The organism is Mycobacterium sp. 48b, assembly GCF_048282725.1.
Lineage (GTDB): Bacteria > Actinomycetota > Actinomycetes > Mycobacteriales > Mycobacteriaceae > Mycobacterium.
Genome location: NZ_JBLVUL010000001.1, coordinates 6,635,303 through 6,651,411, shown reverse-complemented (window position 1 = coordinate 6,651,411; position 16,109 = coordinate 6,635,303). Strand labels below are relative to the sequence as shown.

Here is a 16,109-nt window from a genome sequence, read left to right as displayed (position 1 = left end):
CATCTGATGTCGCGTGACGCAAAACGTCTTCTGACCGGTCTGACCACGGTCGCGGTGATCGCCGCGATCGTCACCGGTTCGATCGTGCTGTTCCGTGGTGGGGTCGCACCCACCGCCTCGGTGACCGTGATCTCGCCGCGGGCAGGTCTGGTCATGAACCCCGACGCCAAGGTGAAGCTGCACGGCGCACAGGTGGGCAAGGTCGTCGCCATCGAGACGCTGCCGGATGGTCAGGCCGCTCTGCGCCTGGCGATGAATCCCGCTGACCTGCAACTTATTCCGGCCAACACCGGTGTGGAGATCGCGTCGAGCACCGTGTTCGGTGCCAAGTTCGTCCAACTTGTCCCGCCGGCGGAACCGTCGCAGAAATCGATGTACGCCGGCCAGGTCCTGGACGCCACGCACACCACCGTCGAGATCAACACGGTGTTCGAGCAGCTGGTATCGGTACTTTCGCAGATCCAGCCGGAGAAGCTGAACGAGACACTGGGCGCGATGGCTCAGGCCATCGACGGTCGCGGCGACAAGCTCGGGCAGACAATGGTCGATCTCGACGCTCTGCTGGCCGAGATCTCCCCGAGCCTCCCGACTCTGAGCCATGAGATGGCCGTCGCGCCACAGGTATTCAACGCGTATGCGGATGCCAGTTCGGACCTGGTGGACACCATCCGCAGCGCAACGCGGCTGAGCGACACTGTCGTCGATCGCCGCAACGACCTCGACGCGTTGCTGGTCAGTGCGATCGGGCTGGCCGATGTCGGGAACGAGGTGGTCTCGACCAACAGCGCCGGGGTGACCGACGCGATGCGCCTGCTGGTGCCGACCACGAACCTGCTCAACCAGTACAACCCGGCGCTCAACTGCGTACTCAAGGGCATGGTGCCGCTGGCCATGGGACCGCCGCAGCCGCTCCCTGGTGTCATGCTCTTGGACTCGTTCCTACTGGGCACCGAACGCTACCGCTACCCGGGCAACCTGCCGAAGGTGGCCGCCACCGGCGGTCCGCAATGCCAGGGCCTGCCCGAGGTCGGTTTCGAACAACGGCCGCCGTTCATCGTGACCGACATCGATGCCAACCCTGCGCAATACGGAAATCAGGGAATCTTGCTGAACTCCGAGGGTCTCAAGCAGGCGCTGTACGGCCCGCTCGACGGTCCACCCCGTAATACCCCTCAGATAGGACAACCGGGATGACGCGCAGCCGCGGCACCGCGATCAAGTTCGGAGCGTTCGGAGTGACGATGTTGCTCCTGACCGGAGCACTGTTCGCGATCATGGGCCAGTACCGGACGGGGTCGACCAACGGATACTCCGCCGTGTTCACCGACGCCTCCAGCCTCAAGGTCGGCGATTCGGTCCGGGTCGCCGGAATCCGTGTGGGCACGGTCAATGACGTTGCGCTGCAACCTGACAACACGGTCATGGTGCACTTCGACGCGGACCGAGAGGTCGTCATGACGACTGCCACCAAGATCGCGGTGCGCTATCTGGACCTGGTCGGCAACCGCTATCTGGAGCTGCTCGACAGCCCCGGATCGACCAAGCTCCAGCCGGTGGGTTCGCAGATCCCGCTCGACCGCACCGAACCGGCGCTGGATCTCGACCTTCTCCTCGGCGGGCTCAAGCCCGTGATCCAGGGTCTCAACGCCCAGAACGTCAACGCCCTGACGAACTCACTGATCCAGATCCTGCAGGGTCAGGGCGGCACGGTGGAATCCCTGCTGTCTCATACGACTTCGTTCACCGAGGCGCTCGCCGACAACGGGCAGACCGTGCAACAGCTGATCGACAACCTGAAAACCACCGTGGCAACCGTCGCCAAGGACGGCGACAAATTCTCCGGTGCCGTCGAGCAGCTGCAACAACTCATCACCGGTCTGTCACAGGAACGCGATCCCATCGGGGAGGCGATCAACGCTCTCGACAACGGAACCGCATCTCTGACGGACCTGATGTCCCAGGCCCGGCCGCCACTGTCTGGCACCGTCGATCAACTCACCCGGCTGGCGCCCTTGCTCTCCAACGAAGACGACATGGCCCGGATGGACCTGTCGCTGCAGAACGCGCCCAAGAACTACCGAAAGCTGGTCCGGTTGGGGGCGTACGGCAGCTTCATCAATCAGTACCTGTGCGGCATGAATGTCCGGGTCACCGACCTGCAGGGACGCACCGCGTACTTCCCGTGGATCATGCAGAACACCGGACGCTGTGGGGAGCCCTGATGCTCAAATACCGTGGATCGCATCTCATTCGGAGCGGACTCATCGGCATCGTGCTGATCGCGATGGTCATCGCAGTCGGACTTCAGCCGCAGGCGCTGTGGTCATGGGCCTCTTCGGTCAGATATCACGCACTGTTCGCCGAGGCGGGCGGGCTCACCACCGGTAACGACGTCAAGATCTCCGGGGTCACCAAGGGCATGGTCACCGACGTCAGCCTGAGCCACGGCAAGGCGCTGGTGACCTTCACTCTCGACAGCAAGGTGCGCCTGGGCTCTGCCACCACCGCGCACATCCGCACCGGGACGATGCTCGGAGCCCGGATGCTGACCCTGGAGCCGTCCGGCGGCGGCACCATGCGCGCCTCGGACACGATCCCCATCACCAGGACGGCGTCGCCGTATTCGCTGACCAACGCGGTCGGCGACTTCACGAACAACACCGCCGGCACGGATACCGCCGCGCTCACGCAGTCCCTGGACACGTTGTCGGACACCATCGATCGGATGGCGCCGCAGCTGGGACCGACGTTCCAAGGGCTGTCCCGGTTGTCGGAGACGTTGAACAGCCGCAACGAGTCGCTGTCCAACCTGCTCAAGAGCGCCGCCGACGTCACCGGCATCCTGTCGAAGCGCAGCGAACAGGTCAACACGCTGCTCCTGGACGCGAACGCGTTGACCGCGGTACTCGACCAACGCCGCTACGCGATCGTGAACCTGCTGGCCAACACCTCGGCGCTGTCTCAGCAGCTGTCCGGACTCGTACACGACAACGAGGAAGAACTCGCCCCCACCCTGAAGCAGCTCAACTCGGTCACGGCGATGTTGGAGAAGAACCGCGACAACATCGCGGGCGCGCTGGCCGGACTCGCCAAATACCAGGTGACGCAGGGTGAATCAGTGAACAACGGCTGGTACTACAACGCCTTCGTCGGGAACCTCCTGCCGGCGCAGACCCTTCAGCCCTTCCTCGACTACGCCTTCGGATTCCGGCGCGGTACCAACGCCGGCCAACCGCCGGACAATGCCGGTCCACGCGCCGAATTCCCCTGGCCCCACAACGGCATTCCTGGAGGAAGTCGATGATCGCCCGTAACCGGAAGCGGATCAGCCGCACCGTGCTGGTGCTGCTTGCTGTGCTGGCCCTGGCCGGCACGGCGATGATCGTGCGGCAGACCGCCTTCAAGCCGACGACCATCACCGCGTACTTCACCTCTGCCACGGCCATCTACCCGGGCGACGAGGTCCGTGTCGCAGGCGTCAAGGTCGGCTCCATCAAGAGCATCGAACCGGTAGGTGGGCAGGCGCGGATCACCCTCGCCGTCGATCACGGCGTGAAGATCCCGGCTGATGCCAAAGCAATCCTCATGGCCCAGAACCTGGTCGCTGCCCGGTACGTCCAGCTGGCTCCGGCCTACGAAGACGCCGGGCCGACAATGGCCGACGGCGCGCAGATCGGGGTCGAGCGCACCGCGGTGCCCGTCGAGTGGGACCAGGTCAAGGACCAACTGATGCGGTTGGCATCCGATCTGGGTCCGATCAACGGAGCGTCGGCCACCTCTCTGAGTCGCTTCGTCGACAGCGCAGCCGCAGCCATGAACGGCAACGGCGAGAAGCTGCATGAGGCGATCAGCCAGTTATCCGGTGTCGCAAAGATTCTCGGCCAGGGGAGCGGTGATGTCGTCGGCATCATCAAGAACCTTCAAGTCTTCGTGACGGCACTGCGGGACAGCAACACCCAGATCGTGGAATTCCAGGGTCATCTCGCCAACGTCACCAGTGTCGTCGACGACAGCCGATCTGATCTGGACGGCGCCCTGACCAACCTGGCGGACGCCGTCGGCAACGTCCACCGATTCATCGCCGGTACTCGCGACCAGACTGCCGAGCAACTTCAGCGCTTGAACAGCGTCACCCAGAACCTGGTGGACAACAAGACCAAGCTCGAGAACGTCCTGCACGTGGCGCCCAACGCGATCGCCAACGGCTACAACATCTACAACCCTGACAGCGGCACCGCCGTCGGTGCTTTCGCGCTGTCGAACTTCGCCGATCCGGTTTCGGTGGTGTGCTCGGCGATCTCGGCGGTGAAGAATGCCACTGCCGCGGAATCGTCGAAGTTGTGCGCCCAGTACCTCGGGCCGGCCCTGTCGTTGATCAACTTCAACTACCTACCGATGCCGTTCAACGCCTACCTTCGCAAGGCGCCGAGCCCGGAAAACCTGGTATACACCGATCCCAACCTCGCACCTGGCGGTGCGGGCGGGCGTCCGCAGCCATACGCGGATCTGCCTCCGGCCGTATCGGCCTTCTCCGGCGCCAATGACGTGGCGCCACCGGCCGGATGGGGTGCACCGCCAGGGCCGCCGGGGTCCTACGCACCCAACGGGTTGCCCGCGAATCCCTCGCCCGCGGCCTATCCCGGATCGCCAGTCGTCTCGGATCCGTCGGTACAGGGACCAAAGACATTGCGGGACATGCTGCTTCCGGCTGAAGCCGGCCCGATTCCCGCACCGCCTGCCCCAGGAGGCAACCCATGATCACTCGGCGGTCGCTGACTCGCCTGACTGCGGTAGCCGCCTGCTCGGTGGCGACCCTGACCGGCTGTGCGTTTCACGGGTTGAACTCGCTGCCCCTGCCGGGCACCGTGGGGCGCGGGAATGACGCCGCGACCTATCATGTCGAACTCGCGAATATCGGTACACTGGAAGCAAATTCGCCAGTCATGATCAGTGACGTCATCGTGGGGAGTGTCTCCCGCATGGTGGTGAAGGGCTGGCATGCGGACGTGGAGGTCTCCGTCAAGCCCGACGTCGCCGTTCCGGCCAATGCGGTAGCCACAGTCGGGCAGACCAGCCTGCTGGGCTCCATGCACATCGCACTCGATCCTCCGCTGGGCCAAACGCCGTCCGGGCGGCTGGCGCCGGGCGCGACGCTCGAGCTCAACCAGACTTCGACGTATCCGTCGACCGAACAGACCCTGTCGTCGCTGTCTGTGCTAGTCAACGGGGGCGGTCTGGGCAAGATCGGTGACCTGGTAACCGAATTCAACGCGGCGCTGAGCGGCCGTGAAGAACAGATCCGCGATCTGCTGACCAGACTCGACGACATCGTCGGGATGTTCGCCAATCAACGCGACGACATCAACGCGTCGATCACGGCACTGAACCGGTTGGCGGGCAAACTGTCCGGGCAGCAAGAAGTGATCACCACGGCGCTGGAACGGATACCACCGGCACTCGACGTACTGGTGAAGGAACGCCCCCGCATCACCACGGCGTTGGAGAAGTTCGGTCAGTTCAGCGACACCGCGACCAAGCTTGTCCATGCGACGCGAGACGATCTACTCACCAACTTGCGCAACCTCGAACCGGCGGTCAAAGCGCTGGCAGACGTCGGCCCGAATCTGGGCACCGTGTTGGCCTATGCGCCGACTTTCCCCTACCCGCAGAACTTCATCGACCGGGCGATTCGCGGGGATTACCTCAACCAGTTCATCACCTTCGACTTCACTGTTCCGCGGCTCAAGAGGGGATTGTTCCTGGGCACCCGATGGGGTCAGGAGGGTTTGCCGTTGACGCCGGCGCCCGGCGATCCCTGGTTCTCGAACTACACCAAGGACCCCCTGAACATGCCGCTGACCCCGACACCCCCGGCGGTCGCCACGATGCCGCCGCTTGTCGATCCGGCACCGGGCGATGGTGAGACCAATGAATCGGCGCCCGTTGCGCAGTCCGCGGGCGCACCTGCTGACCCGGGCGCCGCGGCGCCGACTCCGATGCCCGATCGGCCTGCCGAAACATCGCCTTCCGACCCTGCAACAGCGCCGAACGAAGGTGGCAACTGATGCTCACCCGTTTTGTCCGAATCCAGCTGGTCATCTTCGCGGTGGCGGCGGTGATCGGGATGGCCCTGATGGGCATCGTGTACATGCAGGCTCCGACCCTGTTGGGGATCGGGCGGATGACGGTGACCCTGCAACTGCCGGGAACCGGTGGCCTTTACCAGTTCTCGAATGTCACCTACCGCGGTGTGCAGATGGGCAAGGTCACCGAAGTGCGGCCGACCCGTGAGGGAGCTGTGGCCACGCTGTCGCTGAACACCTCACCCAAGGTCCCCGCGGACCTGCACGCAGCCGTGCTGAGCGTGTCGGCAGTGGGCGAGCAGTACGTCGATCTGCAGCCGCGCAACGACTCGGGACCGTATCTGCATGACGGTTCGGTGATCCCGGCGTCGAACACATCGATCCCCCAAGCCGTGGGACCGATGCTCGATCAGGTCAGTTCACTCATGGGCAGCATTCCCAAGGACAAGATCAGCCCCCTGCTCGACGAGACCTTCAAGGCCTTCAACGGCACCGGAAACGACATGGGGGCATTGCTGGACTCCTCGTCGAGACTGATCGGCGAGGCCAATGCTGCCTCCGATCAGTCCCGTGCGCTCATCGAAGACGGTGCGCCACTACTCGACGGACAGGCCGAATCGGTCGATGCGATCCGCACCTGGGCTCGCAGTATGGCCGGTGTCACCAAGCAGGTCGCCGACGACGATGCGCACGTTCGCACCCTGCTGAAGGACGGACCCGGAACCGCCGACGAAGCATCCCGCTTGTTCAATCAGGTCAAACCCACGCTGCCGCTGTTGCTCGCCAACCTCACCAGCCTTGGCCAGGTCGGGGTGACCTATCACCCTTCGTTGGAGCAGCTACTGGTGCTTCTGCCCCCGGTCGTGGCCTCCACACAGTCCTATGGTGCGCCGAAGAACAACCCGGTCGGAATGTCGCTGGGCGACTTCACCCTCAATATCGGAGATCCGCCTGCGTGCACCGTCGGATTCCTACCGCCGTCGGCGTGGCGGTCTCCGGAGGACACCAGCGACATCGACACTCCGGACGGGTTGTACTGCAAACTGCCGCAGGATTCGCCGATCGGTGTCCGCGGGGCACGCAACTATCCGTGCATGGGGCAACCCGGGAAGCGTGCTCCCACTGTCGAAATCTGTAACAGCGACCGACCTTACGAGCCCTTGTCGATGCGTCAGCATCCCCTCGGCCCCTACCCGATCGATCCCAATCTGCTGGCGCAGGGGATAGCACCGGATTCGCGAGTTGACCGGGACGCGGCCATCCACGGGCCTGTCGAGGGCACCCCGATGCCACCGGCTGCCGGGCCTGTCGAAGCGCCTGTCGCACCGCCCGCAGGTGAGGTGCCGCCAGGCCCGGACGCGCCGGCGATGGCACCGAGTGCGTTTACTCCCAACGTATCTGAGGGGCCATCGGTCGCGATTGCCACCTACGACCCGAAGACGGGCCGGTACGCCACGCCGGACGGCAAGGTATACCGACAGGCCGATCTTGTGCCGCACACCGGCGACCCGACGTGGAAAGACATGTTCACCACCTGATGGTCAAAGGCCCCCGTAATGGACTCCATTGCGGGGGCTCGCCAAAGGTGGCCAGATCAGTTGAAAAGTATTCCGGTCAGGCCGCTTTCACGAGCTTGAATGGCATCGTGATGAAGACCACCTTGCTGGTGCCGCACGATCCGCTGACGCCGGTGGTCGAATCCTCGCCCAACAACGTCGTCGACGCCGGATCGACCGCCGTGGCACTGTCGTTGGAGGGGAAGAAGCGGTACACCTGCAGACCCGGGCCGGCGGTGCCGTCGCCGCAGGGTTGCCAGTTGTCCACCGTCTTCTTCACATACCAGACGCCGCTCTTCTTGTAGATCGGCGCGCTCCAACCCCAGTCGGTGTCAACGGTTCCGGTGCACTCACTGGGGTAACTGCACGTCGTTGAGATCGTCCAGGTACCACGGAGACTGGCCTCGTCGTGGAAGATGTCGTTCGTTTTCGCCCACTCGCCGTTCGACGTGGCGGTGTAAGTGCCGTTGAGGCCCCAACTCGGAGACGCCGCGGCAACCGGGCTGCACAAGCCGGCCACCCCAGTGGCGGTGAGCACCGCCGCCCCAATGAACGCAGTCGACACCCGCATGACCAAACTCCTCTGTACGCCGGCCACCGGTGGTCGCCGCGGCAGTGTTTACTGTGCAACTTCTTCTGTCTTCTGACGGACAATGTCCCACCTAGTGGGCCATGAGCTGGCGGCCGGATTCAGCCGTGTCACAGTGTCGTACGTGCGAATACCGGTGGTAGCCACGGCAGGACTGCTCGTTGCGGCGGCGATGATCGCCCCGTCGCCGGCGAGCGCAGAACCTGTCGGCTGCAGTGAACCCTCATGCGTACCCGGAATCACCGGTGGCGTCGTGCTCGGCGCGCCGTGCTCGGATACCGCGTACTACGTCTTCGGCACCACCTCCTGGGGCCGGGTGGTGTTCTGCGGGTCGCCGCGCCGTTACGAGCCGCGTTACTTCCGGTCGCCGCCGCTGAAAGGCATTCGCGAGGAGAGCACCCCATGCACAGGTTTCGAGAATTCTGTCGCCCAGGCGCCCGACGGGCTGTTCCTGAGCTGTGTGTCGAGCGATGGAACGAGCAGGTGGCTTCGTGGTGACCTGTGATGCGGTAGACCGCACGGCGTTGAAGCCCTGGCGCACAGGCACCTTCAGCGCAATTCTCGTCGCCGGTCTAGGTGCCGGTATTGCCGTGGCCACCCCGGCACACGCCGACGAGGAGCCGATGCCCCACCGCGTGACCTACACGGTTACCGCCGAGCAGCCGACAACCGTGGGCATCTACTTCCGCGAGGTCGACCCGCCGACATGGGCCGACTACAGCCACAATCCGTACGAGTTCAGCCCCAGGGACGATGTCACGCTAGAGCCGGGAAAGCCCTGGGTCCGCGAGACGATGCTCGCCGACCCCATGAAGTGGGCCATGGTCACCGTCACCACGGCGGGAATGGCTCCGCAACCTACTCAGACTCTGCGTTGTGAGCTGGCCATCGACGGGATCGTCGTCCACCACGCTGCCGGCCCCAAAGGGGCGTTGTGCTCACTACGGAATTGGTGACGTCGCCGGTCCGGCAGGACGGATTTGTCCGCTGGGTGGGACAACGGCATCGACGCAGGCTCAGGCCGCACTAGCGTCCCGCCGAGACCAACCGGAGGTGCACTATGCGGTTACTCAGCCGCCCCGACGAGGAAACTGAGCCGACCGTGCTCGATGACGTCGACGACTCGCCATTGATTGACGATGACGTCGAGTTGCCAGATCAGGCCGCTCCTTCGGACGAGGACGAGACTGACGACCAGCCGCTGACCTCGGGCGAAAAACGCAGATGGCGGCCGAAACTCGCGACGGTGCTCGCCGGTGCCGCCATCCTCGTCAGCGGTGCGTCGATGGCAGCCAGCGGATACATGCTCTGGTTTCACCAGCAGACCGACCGTGAGCAGCAGCGCCGCGCGGAATTCGCGGCGGCGGCATCGCAGGCCGCCGTCACCCTGATGTCGATCGACAGTGCCAAGGCGAAGGACAACGTCAAGCAGATCGTCGACAACTCGACCGGACAGTTCAAAGAGGACATTGAATCGTCGGCCGATGACCTGGTGAGAGCCGCGCAGGATTCGAAGGCGACGACGAAGGCCGCGGCAAAGGCAACGGCTGTCCAGTCGATGGACGAGGATTCCGCAGTCGTCCTCGTCAGCACCGCAACCACGGTGAGCAACTCGGCCGGGGCGAATCAGCAGCCGCGCAACTGGCGGCTGAGCGTCACGATGGTCCGAGACGGGGGACAGATCAAGATGTCGAAGGTGGAGTTCGTCCCGTGAGTACCAGCACAGCAGAACCGAGCACCAGCATCGAACCTGACGTCGAAATCCCTTCGGAGACGGAATCAATCCCCGAGGAGACGCCACAGGCCCGGGAGCGTTGGATCCATCGCGTTGCCCGGTGGTGGCGACCGATCGCGGTCGTCTGTCTACTGCTGGCCTCGGCGAGCTCAGCGGCAGCGCTCTACTTCGGCGTGTACCGCGCCGACCACGGGAGTGCGGCAGCATCTGCGACGGTCGTCGATGCGGCCTACGAAGGTTCAGTGGCGCTGTTGTCCTATGCGCCAGACAGTTTGGATCAGGACTTCGCTACGGCGAAATCCAAACTGACCGGCGACTTCCTGGATTACTACAGCGAGTTCGCCAACAAGTTCGTCGCGCCAGCGGCCAAGCAGAAAGACATCAACGCCACTGCTTCGGTTGTTCGCGCTGCGCCGATCACCGTGCAGTCCGACACCGCGGAGGTGTTGGTCTATCTGAACCAGGCGACAACCAGCCGCGACAACCCCGAACCGGCGCAGGCCTCCAGCGCCGTGAAGGTCGGGCTCACGAAAATCGATGGGAACTGGCTGATCTCGTCGTTCGACCCGATCTAGCGGTCCAACTCGACGGTCCCCGGACGTAATTCCCAGCTAGGGCCCGCGTACTCCCTTGCCTCCGCCGGCGCGGTCGTTGCCGACGCGTTGCCATGCGTCAGGGTGGTCGAGCAGGGGCCAGTCGAGTGGGAGTCGGGGATCGGACAGGTCTGGGTGTAGCGGGTCTGTGTCCCAGGGGTGTTCGATGTTGGGTGGGGTGAGCCCGGGTGGGTCGAAGTCGTTGTTCCACTGCGGGTCCCAGTCCAGGTTCGAATCGGGGGCCCACTCTGGCTGGGGTTGCCGCTCCCACGCTGGATCCGGCTTCACGTCCCACTCTGGTGACCACTGCGGTTCCTGCGCCCGGTCCCACTCCGGTTGTGGTGTCGTGTCCCACGGCGGGTCGGGTGTGAGATCCAACTGTGGGTTGTGCTGGGGTGCGGGCTCAGGGTGCTCGTTGAGCAGCGGCGCGGCGTCCCGTTCCGGTTCCTGCTCTGGCTCGGCAACCGGCTGCAGGTTCTGTTCGGGTGGGGTGGGCTGGTGGGCTGCGGGTTCGGGTGGGGTGAGCAGCAGTTCGGGGCGGTGGAGGTAGTTGATGCGGTTCTGGCCGTGGTCGAGTTCTGGGGGTGGGTGCCATTCCACCTCGCCGTGAGCGTTGATGGTGGTGCTGTAGCCGCCGTCGGTGTGGACCAGACGGTTGTCGGGGCCGCAGGCCAATGCCATCTCATCGACATTGGTGTTGCCGCCGTCAGCCCAATCGGCGGTGGCGTGATGCACCTGGCAGCCGTAGGCACCGACGGTGCAGCACGGTTTGGTGCAGCCGCCGTCGCGGGCGATCAGCATGATCCGTTGCGCCGGGCTGGCGGTGCGCCGAGCCCGAAAATAGTTGAGTGCTGATCCGGTGGCGCGGTCGAACACCGCGAGGTGATGGTGGGCATGGCTACCCATCCGGATCACGTCTTTGATCGGAATCTTGGTGCCGCCGCCGCTGACTCCGATCCCGGCCCGCGATTCGAGGTCGTGCAGGGTGGTGCGGATGATGATCGACACCGGTAATCCGTTGAGCTGACCCAGATCGCTCATCAACGCGATCCGCCCGATCACGATCAGGGCGTCGTGTTGGCGTTGGGCCAGGCTGCGGTGATCATTGTCGATCTGGGCTTGGCTGGGGGTACCGAACGTGCAGGGTTCCTCATCGTCGGGATTGCACATGCCCGGCGCGGCGAACTTCGCGAACAATACTTCCCACACCGCAGCGGCTTCGGGGCTCAGGTTCGCCGTCAGCGCGGTGATGCCGTCACGGCCCTGTTTGCCCACCGACAGCCCGCGTTTGCGGGCGCGTTCGGTGTCGTCGGGTTCGGGTCCGTCCTGATCGAGCAGGAACAACCGCAACTCCGCGGTCTCTTTGAGTTCCTTGGGACCCACCCCGACCGCGACCCGCACCAGGTCGGCTTCGAACTGCTCACGCGTCGTGGTGTCGACGAATCCCGGCAGTCGGTTGATCGCGTCGCGCAACACCTTCACGTGATCACCGTTGATCAACCCGGCAGCTTGCGCGGCGGCGACCACTGGCAGCACCGGGGGCAGGGGTTGCCCGGTCAACGAACGCCGCGGACCCAACTCGGCGGCCTCACCCAACCGGCGGCCGGCCTCAGCGGTCGACAACCGCCACCGGATCCGCAGGACCTCATTCCACGACTTGGCACCCATCTCCCGAGGGGTCGCCTCGGCCTGCAGCTGCGCCAACAACCGATGCCACACCGCAGGCACCTGACAGGTCAACGCCTCGTACTCATCGAGCACCGCCACCAACTCGGACCGTGACAACGATCCGACATCACATGCAGCGAACACCTCGAACGCCGCACGAAGCGCCGCTAACGCCTGAGCCGCACCCGCCTCCATGAATCGAACATACATTCGACCCCCGACAAGTTCGCGATCACTCTGTGTCGCGGTTGGGCAGCAGCGTCTCGTGAGCCGAAGACGTTGCGGCGCGGAACAACACCGCGATCAAGGCCAGCGCGCCGACCGCGACGACCGGGATGGTCCACAACCGGCGCATGGTCAGGGCCGACCCGCACTTGTCCACGTACTCCTGGCCGGCGGCGCCTGCCTGCACGAGGTGTGCACTGAACCCGGACCCGCAGGGGATCTGCATGCCGAATTGATCGAAGTCGTCGAGGTAGACCGGCAGGCTCAACAAATACAGCCCGATGCCGAACACCACGGCTCCGGCGATTCCGATGTAGACGGCGCGAAAACTCACCGTTCCCCCTTCATGTCATGCATACGTCGGTGAACAACAGCACCGGCCACGAGACGATGGCACCCAGAAAAGACACCACCGCGTCGAGGCCGCCCATCTCTCGCAGGTGGTCGGTATGCGTGCCCGACCAGAAGGTGCCGATCAGCAGATACGGCACACCCAGCACCACAGCTACCACGATCAGTTCGCCGAGTGCGACGCGGTAGGCCAGCAACCTCCGCAACCTGACAAGCACGGGACCCCCATCCGACGTAATTGCCGTCTATGTTAATGACTATTCTCTTCCGAACTACCATTTTGACCCCGCTGTTCGGTCGGTTAGTGTGACGGAATGGCGCGCATCTCGCCCCGGTCGATCGACAGTGGTGCCAATGGTGTGCGACGTCGTCCGAAAGACCGAAAGGCCCAGATAGCGCGGGCCTCCGCGGAGTCTTTCAGCGCGCTGGGATACCACGGCGTCAGCATGGAGGCCATTGCCTCGCGGGTCGGGATCTCGGCGGCCGCGTTGTACCGGCACTATTCGAGCAAGTACGAATTGTTCCGCGACGCCGTACTCAACCTCAGCCAGCAACTCGTCGACGGCACGGCGTTTGCCGACGAGCCCGACGGGGACCCGCGTGAGCAGTTGCGCAGGCTCGTCGCGGCGCTCAGCGACACCGCATTGGTTAACCGCGAATCCGGTGGGCTGTACCGCTGGGAGGCGCGTTATCTGCGCGGTGACGACCAGAGCACCCTGGACGCGCAGGTTCGCACGGTGCACCGCCGGATACACCGCCCGCTGATGGAACTGCGGCCTGAACTCAGTTCGCGGGCCCGCTGGACCCTGTCGACCGCGGTGCTCGGCGTGATCGGCAGCGTCGTCGATCATCGGTCCAAACTGCCGGCCGGTCAGATCCGGGCACTGCTCGCCGATATCTGCGACAGCGTGCTGGCGGCCGAGTTGCCCGAGTTTCCCGGTCCGACCGACCCCGTGGCCACGGCCCCCGCTGCGGTGAGTGTGACGAAATACGAAGCGCTGCTGACCGAATCGATGCGGCTGTTCAACCAGAACGGCTACCGGGACACCACGATGGAGGACATCGCTGCCGCGGTCGGCATGCCCGCCTCCGGCATCTACCGGTACTTCTCCGGAAAATCCGACATTCTGGCGGCCGGCTTCCGGCGTGCCGCCGACCGGTTGTCGGCGGACATGTCGGATGTCCTCGGCTCGGCGTCGGACTCGGAACAGGCGCTGGGCGCCCTCATCGACGCCTACGTGGCCCGGTCGTTCGACCGCCCGGAGCTCGACTACGTCTACTACACCGAACGTCTGAACATGACGCCCGCCGACCAGAAGATCCTGCGCGACCTGCAGCGTGCGGCCGTGGAATCGTGGGTCGAGGTCGTCATGCCGGTACGCCCCGGATGGAGTGCCGGGCAGGCGCGCTTCGCGGTTCATGCGGCGATGGCCTTGGTGATCGACTTGGGCCGGCTCATCAACTATCAGAATTCAGAGCAGGCCCGAGCCGTCGTCGCGGTCCTGATCGACCTGACCCTGCTGGGTCGTTACCGGTTACGGACGGCGTTGCCGGCCAGGTAGGCCACATAGCCGAGGGTGCCGATGGTCGCCAGCTTGCGGGTCTTGGGCAGCAGGAGGCCCAGGCCGATCGCGGTCTCGATGCCGCCGTTGGTGTAGATGTGCTTCTGCGTGTCCTTGGGGAACGCCGGCTTGGTGATCGACTCGAACAGCTGCGGCTTCACAAAATGTGAGACACCGGCGCCGGCGACGCTGAGGCCGACCATCTTGACCAGCTTGGAGTTCTTGCCCTCTGCCATGTGTGATCCTCTCTGATCAGGCAAATATGTAGTCGCTCAACGGGAATCGTGAAGCTTCGGCGACGGCCCGGGGGGTCGTCATCGGCCGGAGCAGCGTTGCCTCGCCGCTCGGGTTGAAATAGTACGACCGTGCCGATGCGCAGTTTCCGAGGGTGAACAACGAGTCGCCCAGCGCATCGGTCATCCGGTCCAGGTACTGGCTGTTGGCCTCCTCGGTGACCTCGAACGTGGTTGCCTTCCGGCGCTTGACCTCGCCGAACAGGCGATCCATCAGACGCATCTGGTACTCCATCGTGTTGAAGAAGTTCAGACCCAGGAAGGCGTACGGACTGGCCAGGCTCAGGTAGTTGGGGAAATACGGCATCGAGACGCCCTGGTAGGCCTGGAATCGGGTTTCCCGCCACCACTTTCCGAGGTTGCGGCCGTCGCGCCCGATCACCTCGATGGCCGGGAAGTTGGCCTCCCACAGGTCGAACCCGGTGGCCAGGACCAGGGTGTCGACGGCCGTCTTGGTGCCGTCGGCATTGACGATGCCGTCGTGCTCCACGCGGTCGATCCCGTCGGCCTGCAAATGCACGTGCGGTTTGGTGAACGTCCGGTAGTAGCCGTTGGAGAACGTCGGGCGCTTGCATCCGAAGTCGTAGTCCGGGGTCAGCTTGCGGCGCAGCTCCGGGTCGCGGATCGAGGCGAACCGGTGCAGCTTGGCCAGGTCGGCCGCGGCGATGTTGAACCGGCGGAAGTACCGGTGCTTGAGCACCGCGGTGTCGACCATGAACGCGTAGATGGCGTCGGTGACGGTGCGGATCGCCCGTTGCGCCGCCGGTACGCGGGCGAACAGACGGCGCACCCGGGGAGGGAACTTCAGGTCGATCTTGGGTACGACCCAGATCGGGGTCCGCTGATAGACGGTCAGGTCCGCGGCGCACTTGGCCAGCTCCGGGATGAGCTGCACGGCGGTGGCGCCCGTGCCGATGATCGCGATCCGGCGGCCGTCTGGCCGGTAGCTCTCATCCCAGTCCGTGGTGTGGATGACCTTGCCGGCGAAGTCGGCGATGCCGGGGATGTCCGGCGTATGCGGCTGTGACAGGAAGCCGGTCGCGGTGAGCAGGAACCGTGCGTTCAGCGCCTCGCCGCCGGCCAGCGCGACCTGCCAGCGCGAAGCCTCCTCATCCCAGTGAGCACCTTCGACGGTGGTGTTGAACCGGATGTGGCGGCGCGCGTCGTATTTGTCGGCGACGTCGTCGGCATAGCGCTTGATCTCGGCGCCGGTGGAGAACAGTCGTGACCAGTTCGGATTCGGTTCGAAGAAGTAGGAGTAGGTGGTGGTGGGCACGTCGACGGCCAGGCCGGGGTAGTGGTTGACGTACCAGGTGCCGCCGAGGTCGTCCTCTCGATCCAGAATCACGAAGTTCTCGATGCCCAGCCGCTTGAGCTGGATGGCGGCGCCGATGCCGGCGAAGCCGGCGCCGACGATGATTGCCTCGTATTCCCCCGGGCTCATGCTGCAGACA

At 64.7% G+C, this 16,109-nt stretch carries 17 protein-coding genes; 11 read left to right on the top strand and 6 right to left on the bottom strand.

All coding sequences use genetic code 11. From position 1 onward, the window contains the following. The first annotated feature begins 6 nt into the window (after nucleotides 1-6). Genes ACNQR1_RS32600 through ACNQR1_RS32575 form a run of 6 tightly spaced genes read left to right on the top strand, consistent with a single transcriptional unit; the run spans nucleotide 7 to nucleotide 7,621 of the window. Nucleotides 7-1,194 carry an MCE family protein gene (locus ACNQR1_RS32600; RefSeq protein WP_418049649.1) on the top strand — a complete coding sequence of 396 codons (1,188 nt, stop codon included), beginning with the start codon at nucleotides 7-9 and terminating at the stop codon, nucleotides 1,192-1,194. Beyond that, entirely contained in the window at nucleotides 1,191-2,222 is a 1,032-nt protein-coding gene (locus ACNQR1_RS32595) for an MCE family protein (RefSeq protein WP_418049648.1), read from the top strand. The genes ACNQR1_RS32600 and ACNQR1_RS32595 overlap by 4 nt, the downstream gene beginning before the upstream one ends. Beyond that, nucleotides 2,222-3,304 (top strand): MCE family protein, encoded by a 1,083-nt coding sequence (locus ACNQR1_RS32590; protein ID WP_418049647.1) that lies wholly within the window; start codon nucleotides 2,222-2,224, stop codon nucleotides 3,302-3,304. The genes ACNQR1_RS32595 and ACNQR1_RS32590 overlap by 1 nt, the downstream gene beginning before the upstream one ends. After that, on the top strand, nucleotides 3,301-4,758 hold the full coding sequence (locus ACNQR1_RS32585; protein WP_418049646.1) for an MCE family protein: 1,458 nt from the start codon (nucleotides 3,301-3,303) through the stop codon (nucleotides 4,756-4,758). The genes ACNQR1_RS32590 and ACNQR1_RS32585 overlap by 4 nt, the downstream gene beginning before the upstream one ends. Next, complete coding sequence (locus ACNQR1_RS32580; RefSeq protein ID WP_418049645.1) at nucleotides 4,755-6,065, top strand: MCE family protein; 1,311 nt, start codon at nucleotides 4,755-4,757, stop codon at nucleotides 6,063-6,065. Before ACNQR1_RS32585 ends, ACNQR1_RS32580 begins: the two co-directional genes overlap by 4 nt. Beyond that, nucleotides 6,065-7,621, top strand: a complete 1,557-nt coding sequence (locus tag ACNQR1_RS32575) for an MCE family protein (RefSeq protein ID WP_418049644.1) — start codon at nucleotides 6,065-6,067, stop codon at nucleotides 7,619-7,621. Before ACNQR1_RS32580 ends, ACNQR1_RS32575 begins: the two co-directional genes overlap by 1 nt. 76 nt (nucleotides 7,622-7,697) lie before the next feature. On the opposite strand, the gene ACNQR1_RS32570 is transcribed toward ACNQR1_RS32575, so the two are convergent. Further along, nucleotides 7,698-8,210, bottom strand: coding sequence for a hypothetical protein (locus tag ACNQR1_RS32570; RefSeq protein ID WP_418049643.1), 513 nt, complete (start codon nucleotides 8,208-8,210; stop codon nucleotides 7,698-7,700). Between the two features lie 190 nt (nucleotides 8,211-8,400). On the opposite strand from ACNQR1_RS32570, the gene ACNQR1_RS32565 reads away from it, so the two are divergent. The 4 genes from ACNQR1_RS32565 to ACNQR1_RS32550 all read left to right on the top strand — a co-directional run bounded on the left by ACNQR1_RS32565 (nucleotide 8,401) and on the right by ACNQR1_RS32550 (nucleotide 10,538). Continuing rightward, entirely contained in the window at nucleotides 8,401-8,733 is a 333-nt protein-coding gene (locus tag ACNQR1_RS32565; protein ID WP_418050590.1) for a hypothetical protein, read from the top strand. Next, nucleotides 8,699-9,184, top strand: a complete 486-nt coding sequence (locus ACNQR1_RS32560; protein ID WP_418049642.1) for a hypothetical protein — start codon at nucleotides 8,699-8,701, stop codon at nucleotides 9,182-9,184. The genes ACNQR1_RS32565 and ACNQR1_RS32560 overlap by 35 nt, the downstream gene beginning before the upstream one ends. A gap of 104 nt (nucleotides 9,185-9,288) precedes the next feature. Continuing rightward, a complete protein-coding gene (locus ACNQR1_RS32555; RefSeq protein ID WP_418049641.1) occupies nucleotides 9,289-9,942 on the top strand; it encodes a hypothetical protein in 654 nt (217 codons plus the stop codon). Beyond that, entirely contained in the window at nucleotides 9,939-10,538 is a 600-nt protein-coding gene (locus ACNQR1_RS32550; protein ID WP_418049640.1) for a twin-arginine translocation pathway signal, read from the top strand. The genes ACNQR1_RS32555 and ACNQR1_RS32550 overlap by 4 nt, the downstream gene beginning before the upstream one ends. Before the next feature lie 36 nt (nucleotides 10,539-10,574). Here ACNQR1_RS32550 and ACNQR1_RS32545 read toward each other — a convergent pair whose 3' ends face one another. Genes ACNQR1_RS32545 through ACNQR1_RS32535 form a run of 3 tightly spaced genes read right to left on the bottom strand, consistent with a single transcriptional unit; the run spans nucleotide 10,575 to nucleotide 13,018 of the window. Next, complete coding sequence (locus ACNQR1_RS32545; protein ID WP_418049639.1) at nucleotides 10,575-12,434, bottom strand: DUF222 domain-containing protein; 1,860 nt, start codon at nucleotides 12,432-12,434, stop codon at nucleotides 10,575-10,577. Between the two features lie 22 nt (nucleotides 12,435-12,456). Further along, on the bottom strand, nucleotides 12,457-12,783 hold the full coding sequence (locus ACNQR1_RS32540; protein WP_418049638.1) for a hypothetical protein: 327 nt from the start codon (nucleotides 12,781-12,783) through the stop codon (nucleotides 12,457-12,459). A gap of 10 nt (nucleotides 12,784-12,793) precedes the next feature. Beyond that, a complete protein-coding gene (locus ACNQR1_RS32535; protein WP_418049637.1) occupies nucleotides 12,794-13,018 on the bottom strand; it encodes a hypothetical protein in 225 nt (74 codons plus the stop codon). A gap of 96 nt (nucleotides 13,019-13,114) precedes the next feature. On the opposite strand from ACNQR1_RS32535, the gene ACNQR1_RS32530 reads away from it, so the two are divergent. Next, nucleotides 13,115-14,362 (top strand): TetR/AcrR family transcriptional regulator, encoded by a 1,248-nt coding sequence (locus ACNQR1_RS32530; RefSeq protein WP_418049636.1) that lies wholly within the window; start codon nucleotides 13,115-13,117, stop codon nucleotides 14,360-14,362. Here the strand turns inward: ACNQR1_RS32530 and ACNQR1_RS32525 are convergent. Then, complete coding sequence (locus ACNQR1_RS32525) at nucleotides 14,329-14,598, bottom strand: hypothetical protein (RefSeq protein ID WP_418049635.1); 270 nt, start codon at nucleotides 14,596-14,598, stop codon at nucleotides 14,329-14,331. The two genes, ACNQR1_RS32530 and ACNQR1_RS32525, sit on opposite strands and share 34 nt — an antisense overlap. Nucleotides 14,599-14,614: 16 nt before the next feature. Further along, nucleotides 14,615-16,099 (bottom strand): flavin-containing monooxygenase, encoded by a 1,485-nt coding sequence (locus tag ACNQR1_RS32520; RefSeq protein ID WP_418049634.1) that lies wholly within the window; start codon nucleotides 16,097-16,099, stop codon nucleotides 14,615-14,617. Nucleotides 16,100-16,109: the final 10 nt, after the last annotated feature.

Coding starts and splice junctions, on each gene's coding strand:
- ACNQR1_RS32600 (WP_418049649.1), top strand. CDS start 7: ATGTCGCGTGACGCAAAACGTCTTCTGACCGGTCTGACCACGGTCGCG.
- ACNQR1_RS32595 (WP_418049648.1), top strand. CDS start 1,191: ATGACGCGCAGCCGCGGCACCGCGATCAAGTTCGGAGCGTTCGGAGTG.
- ACNQR1_RS32590 (WP_418049647.1), top strand. CDS start 2,222: ATGCTCAAATACCGTGGATCGCATCTCATTCGGAGCGGACTCATCGGC.
- ACNQR1_RS32585 (WP_418049646.1), top strand. CDS start 3,301: ATGATCGCCCGTAACCGGAAGCGGATCAGCCGCACCGTGCTGGTGCTG.
- ACNQR1_RS32580 (WP_418049645.1), top strand. CDS start 4,755: ATGATCACTCGGCGGTCGCTGACTCGCCTGACTGCGGTAGCCGCCTGC.
- ACNQR1_RS32575 (WP_418049644.1), top strand. CDS start 6,065: ATGCTCACCCGTTTTGTCCGAATCCAGCTGGTCATCTTCGCGGTGGCG.
- ACNQR1_RS32570 (WP_418049643.1), bottom strand. CDS start 8,210: ATGCGGGTGTCGACTGCGTTCATTGGGGCGGCGGTGCTCACCGCCACT.
- ACNQR1_RS32565 (WP_418050590.1), top strand. CDS start 8,401: ATGATCGCCCCGTCGCCGGCGAGCGCAGAACCTGTCGGCTGCAGTGAA.
- ACNQR1_RS32560 (WP_418049642.1), top strand. CDS start 8,699: ATGGAACGAGCAGGTGGCTTCGTGGTGACCTGTGATGCGGTAGACCGC.
- ACNQR1_RS32555 (WP_418049641.1), top strand. CDS start 9,289: ATGCGGTTACTCAGCCGCCCCGACGAGGAAACTGAGCCGACCGTGCTC.
- ACNQR1_RS32545 (WP_418049639.1), bottom strand. CDS start 12,434: ATGTATGTTCGATTCATGGAGGCGGGTGCGGCTCAGGCGTTAGCGGCG.
- ACNQR1_RS32530 (WP_418049636.1), top strand. CDS start 13,115: ATGGCGCGCATCTCGCCCCGGTCGATCGACAGTGGTGCCAATGGTGTG.
- ACNQR1_RS32525 (WP_418049635.1), bottom strand. CDS start 14,598: ATGGCAGAGGGCAAGAACTCCAAGCTGGTCAAGATGGTCGGCCTCAGC.
- ACNQR1_RS32520 (WP_418049634.1), bottom strand. CDS start 16,099: ATGAGCCCGGGGGAATACGAGGCAATCATCGTCGGCGCCGGCTTCGCC.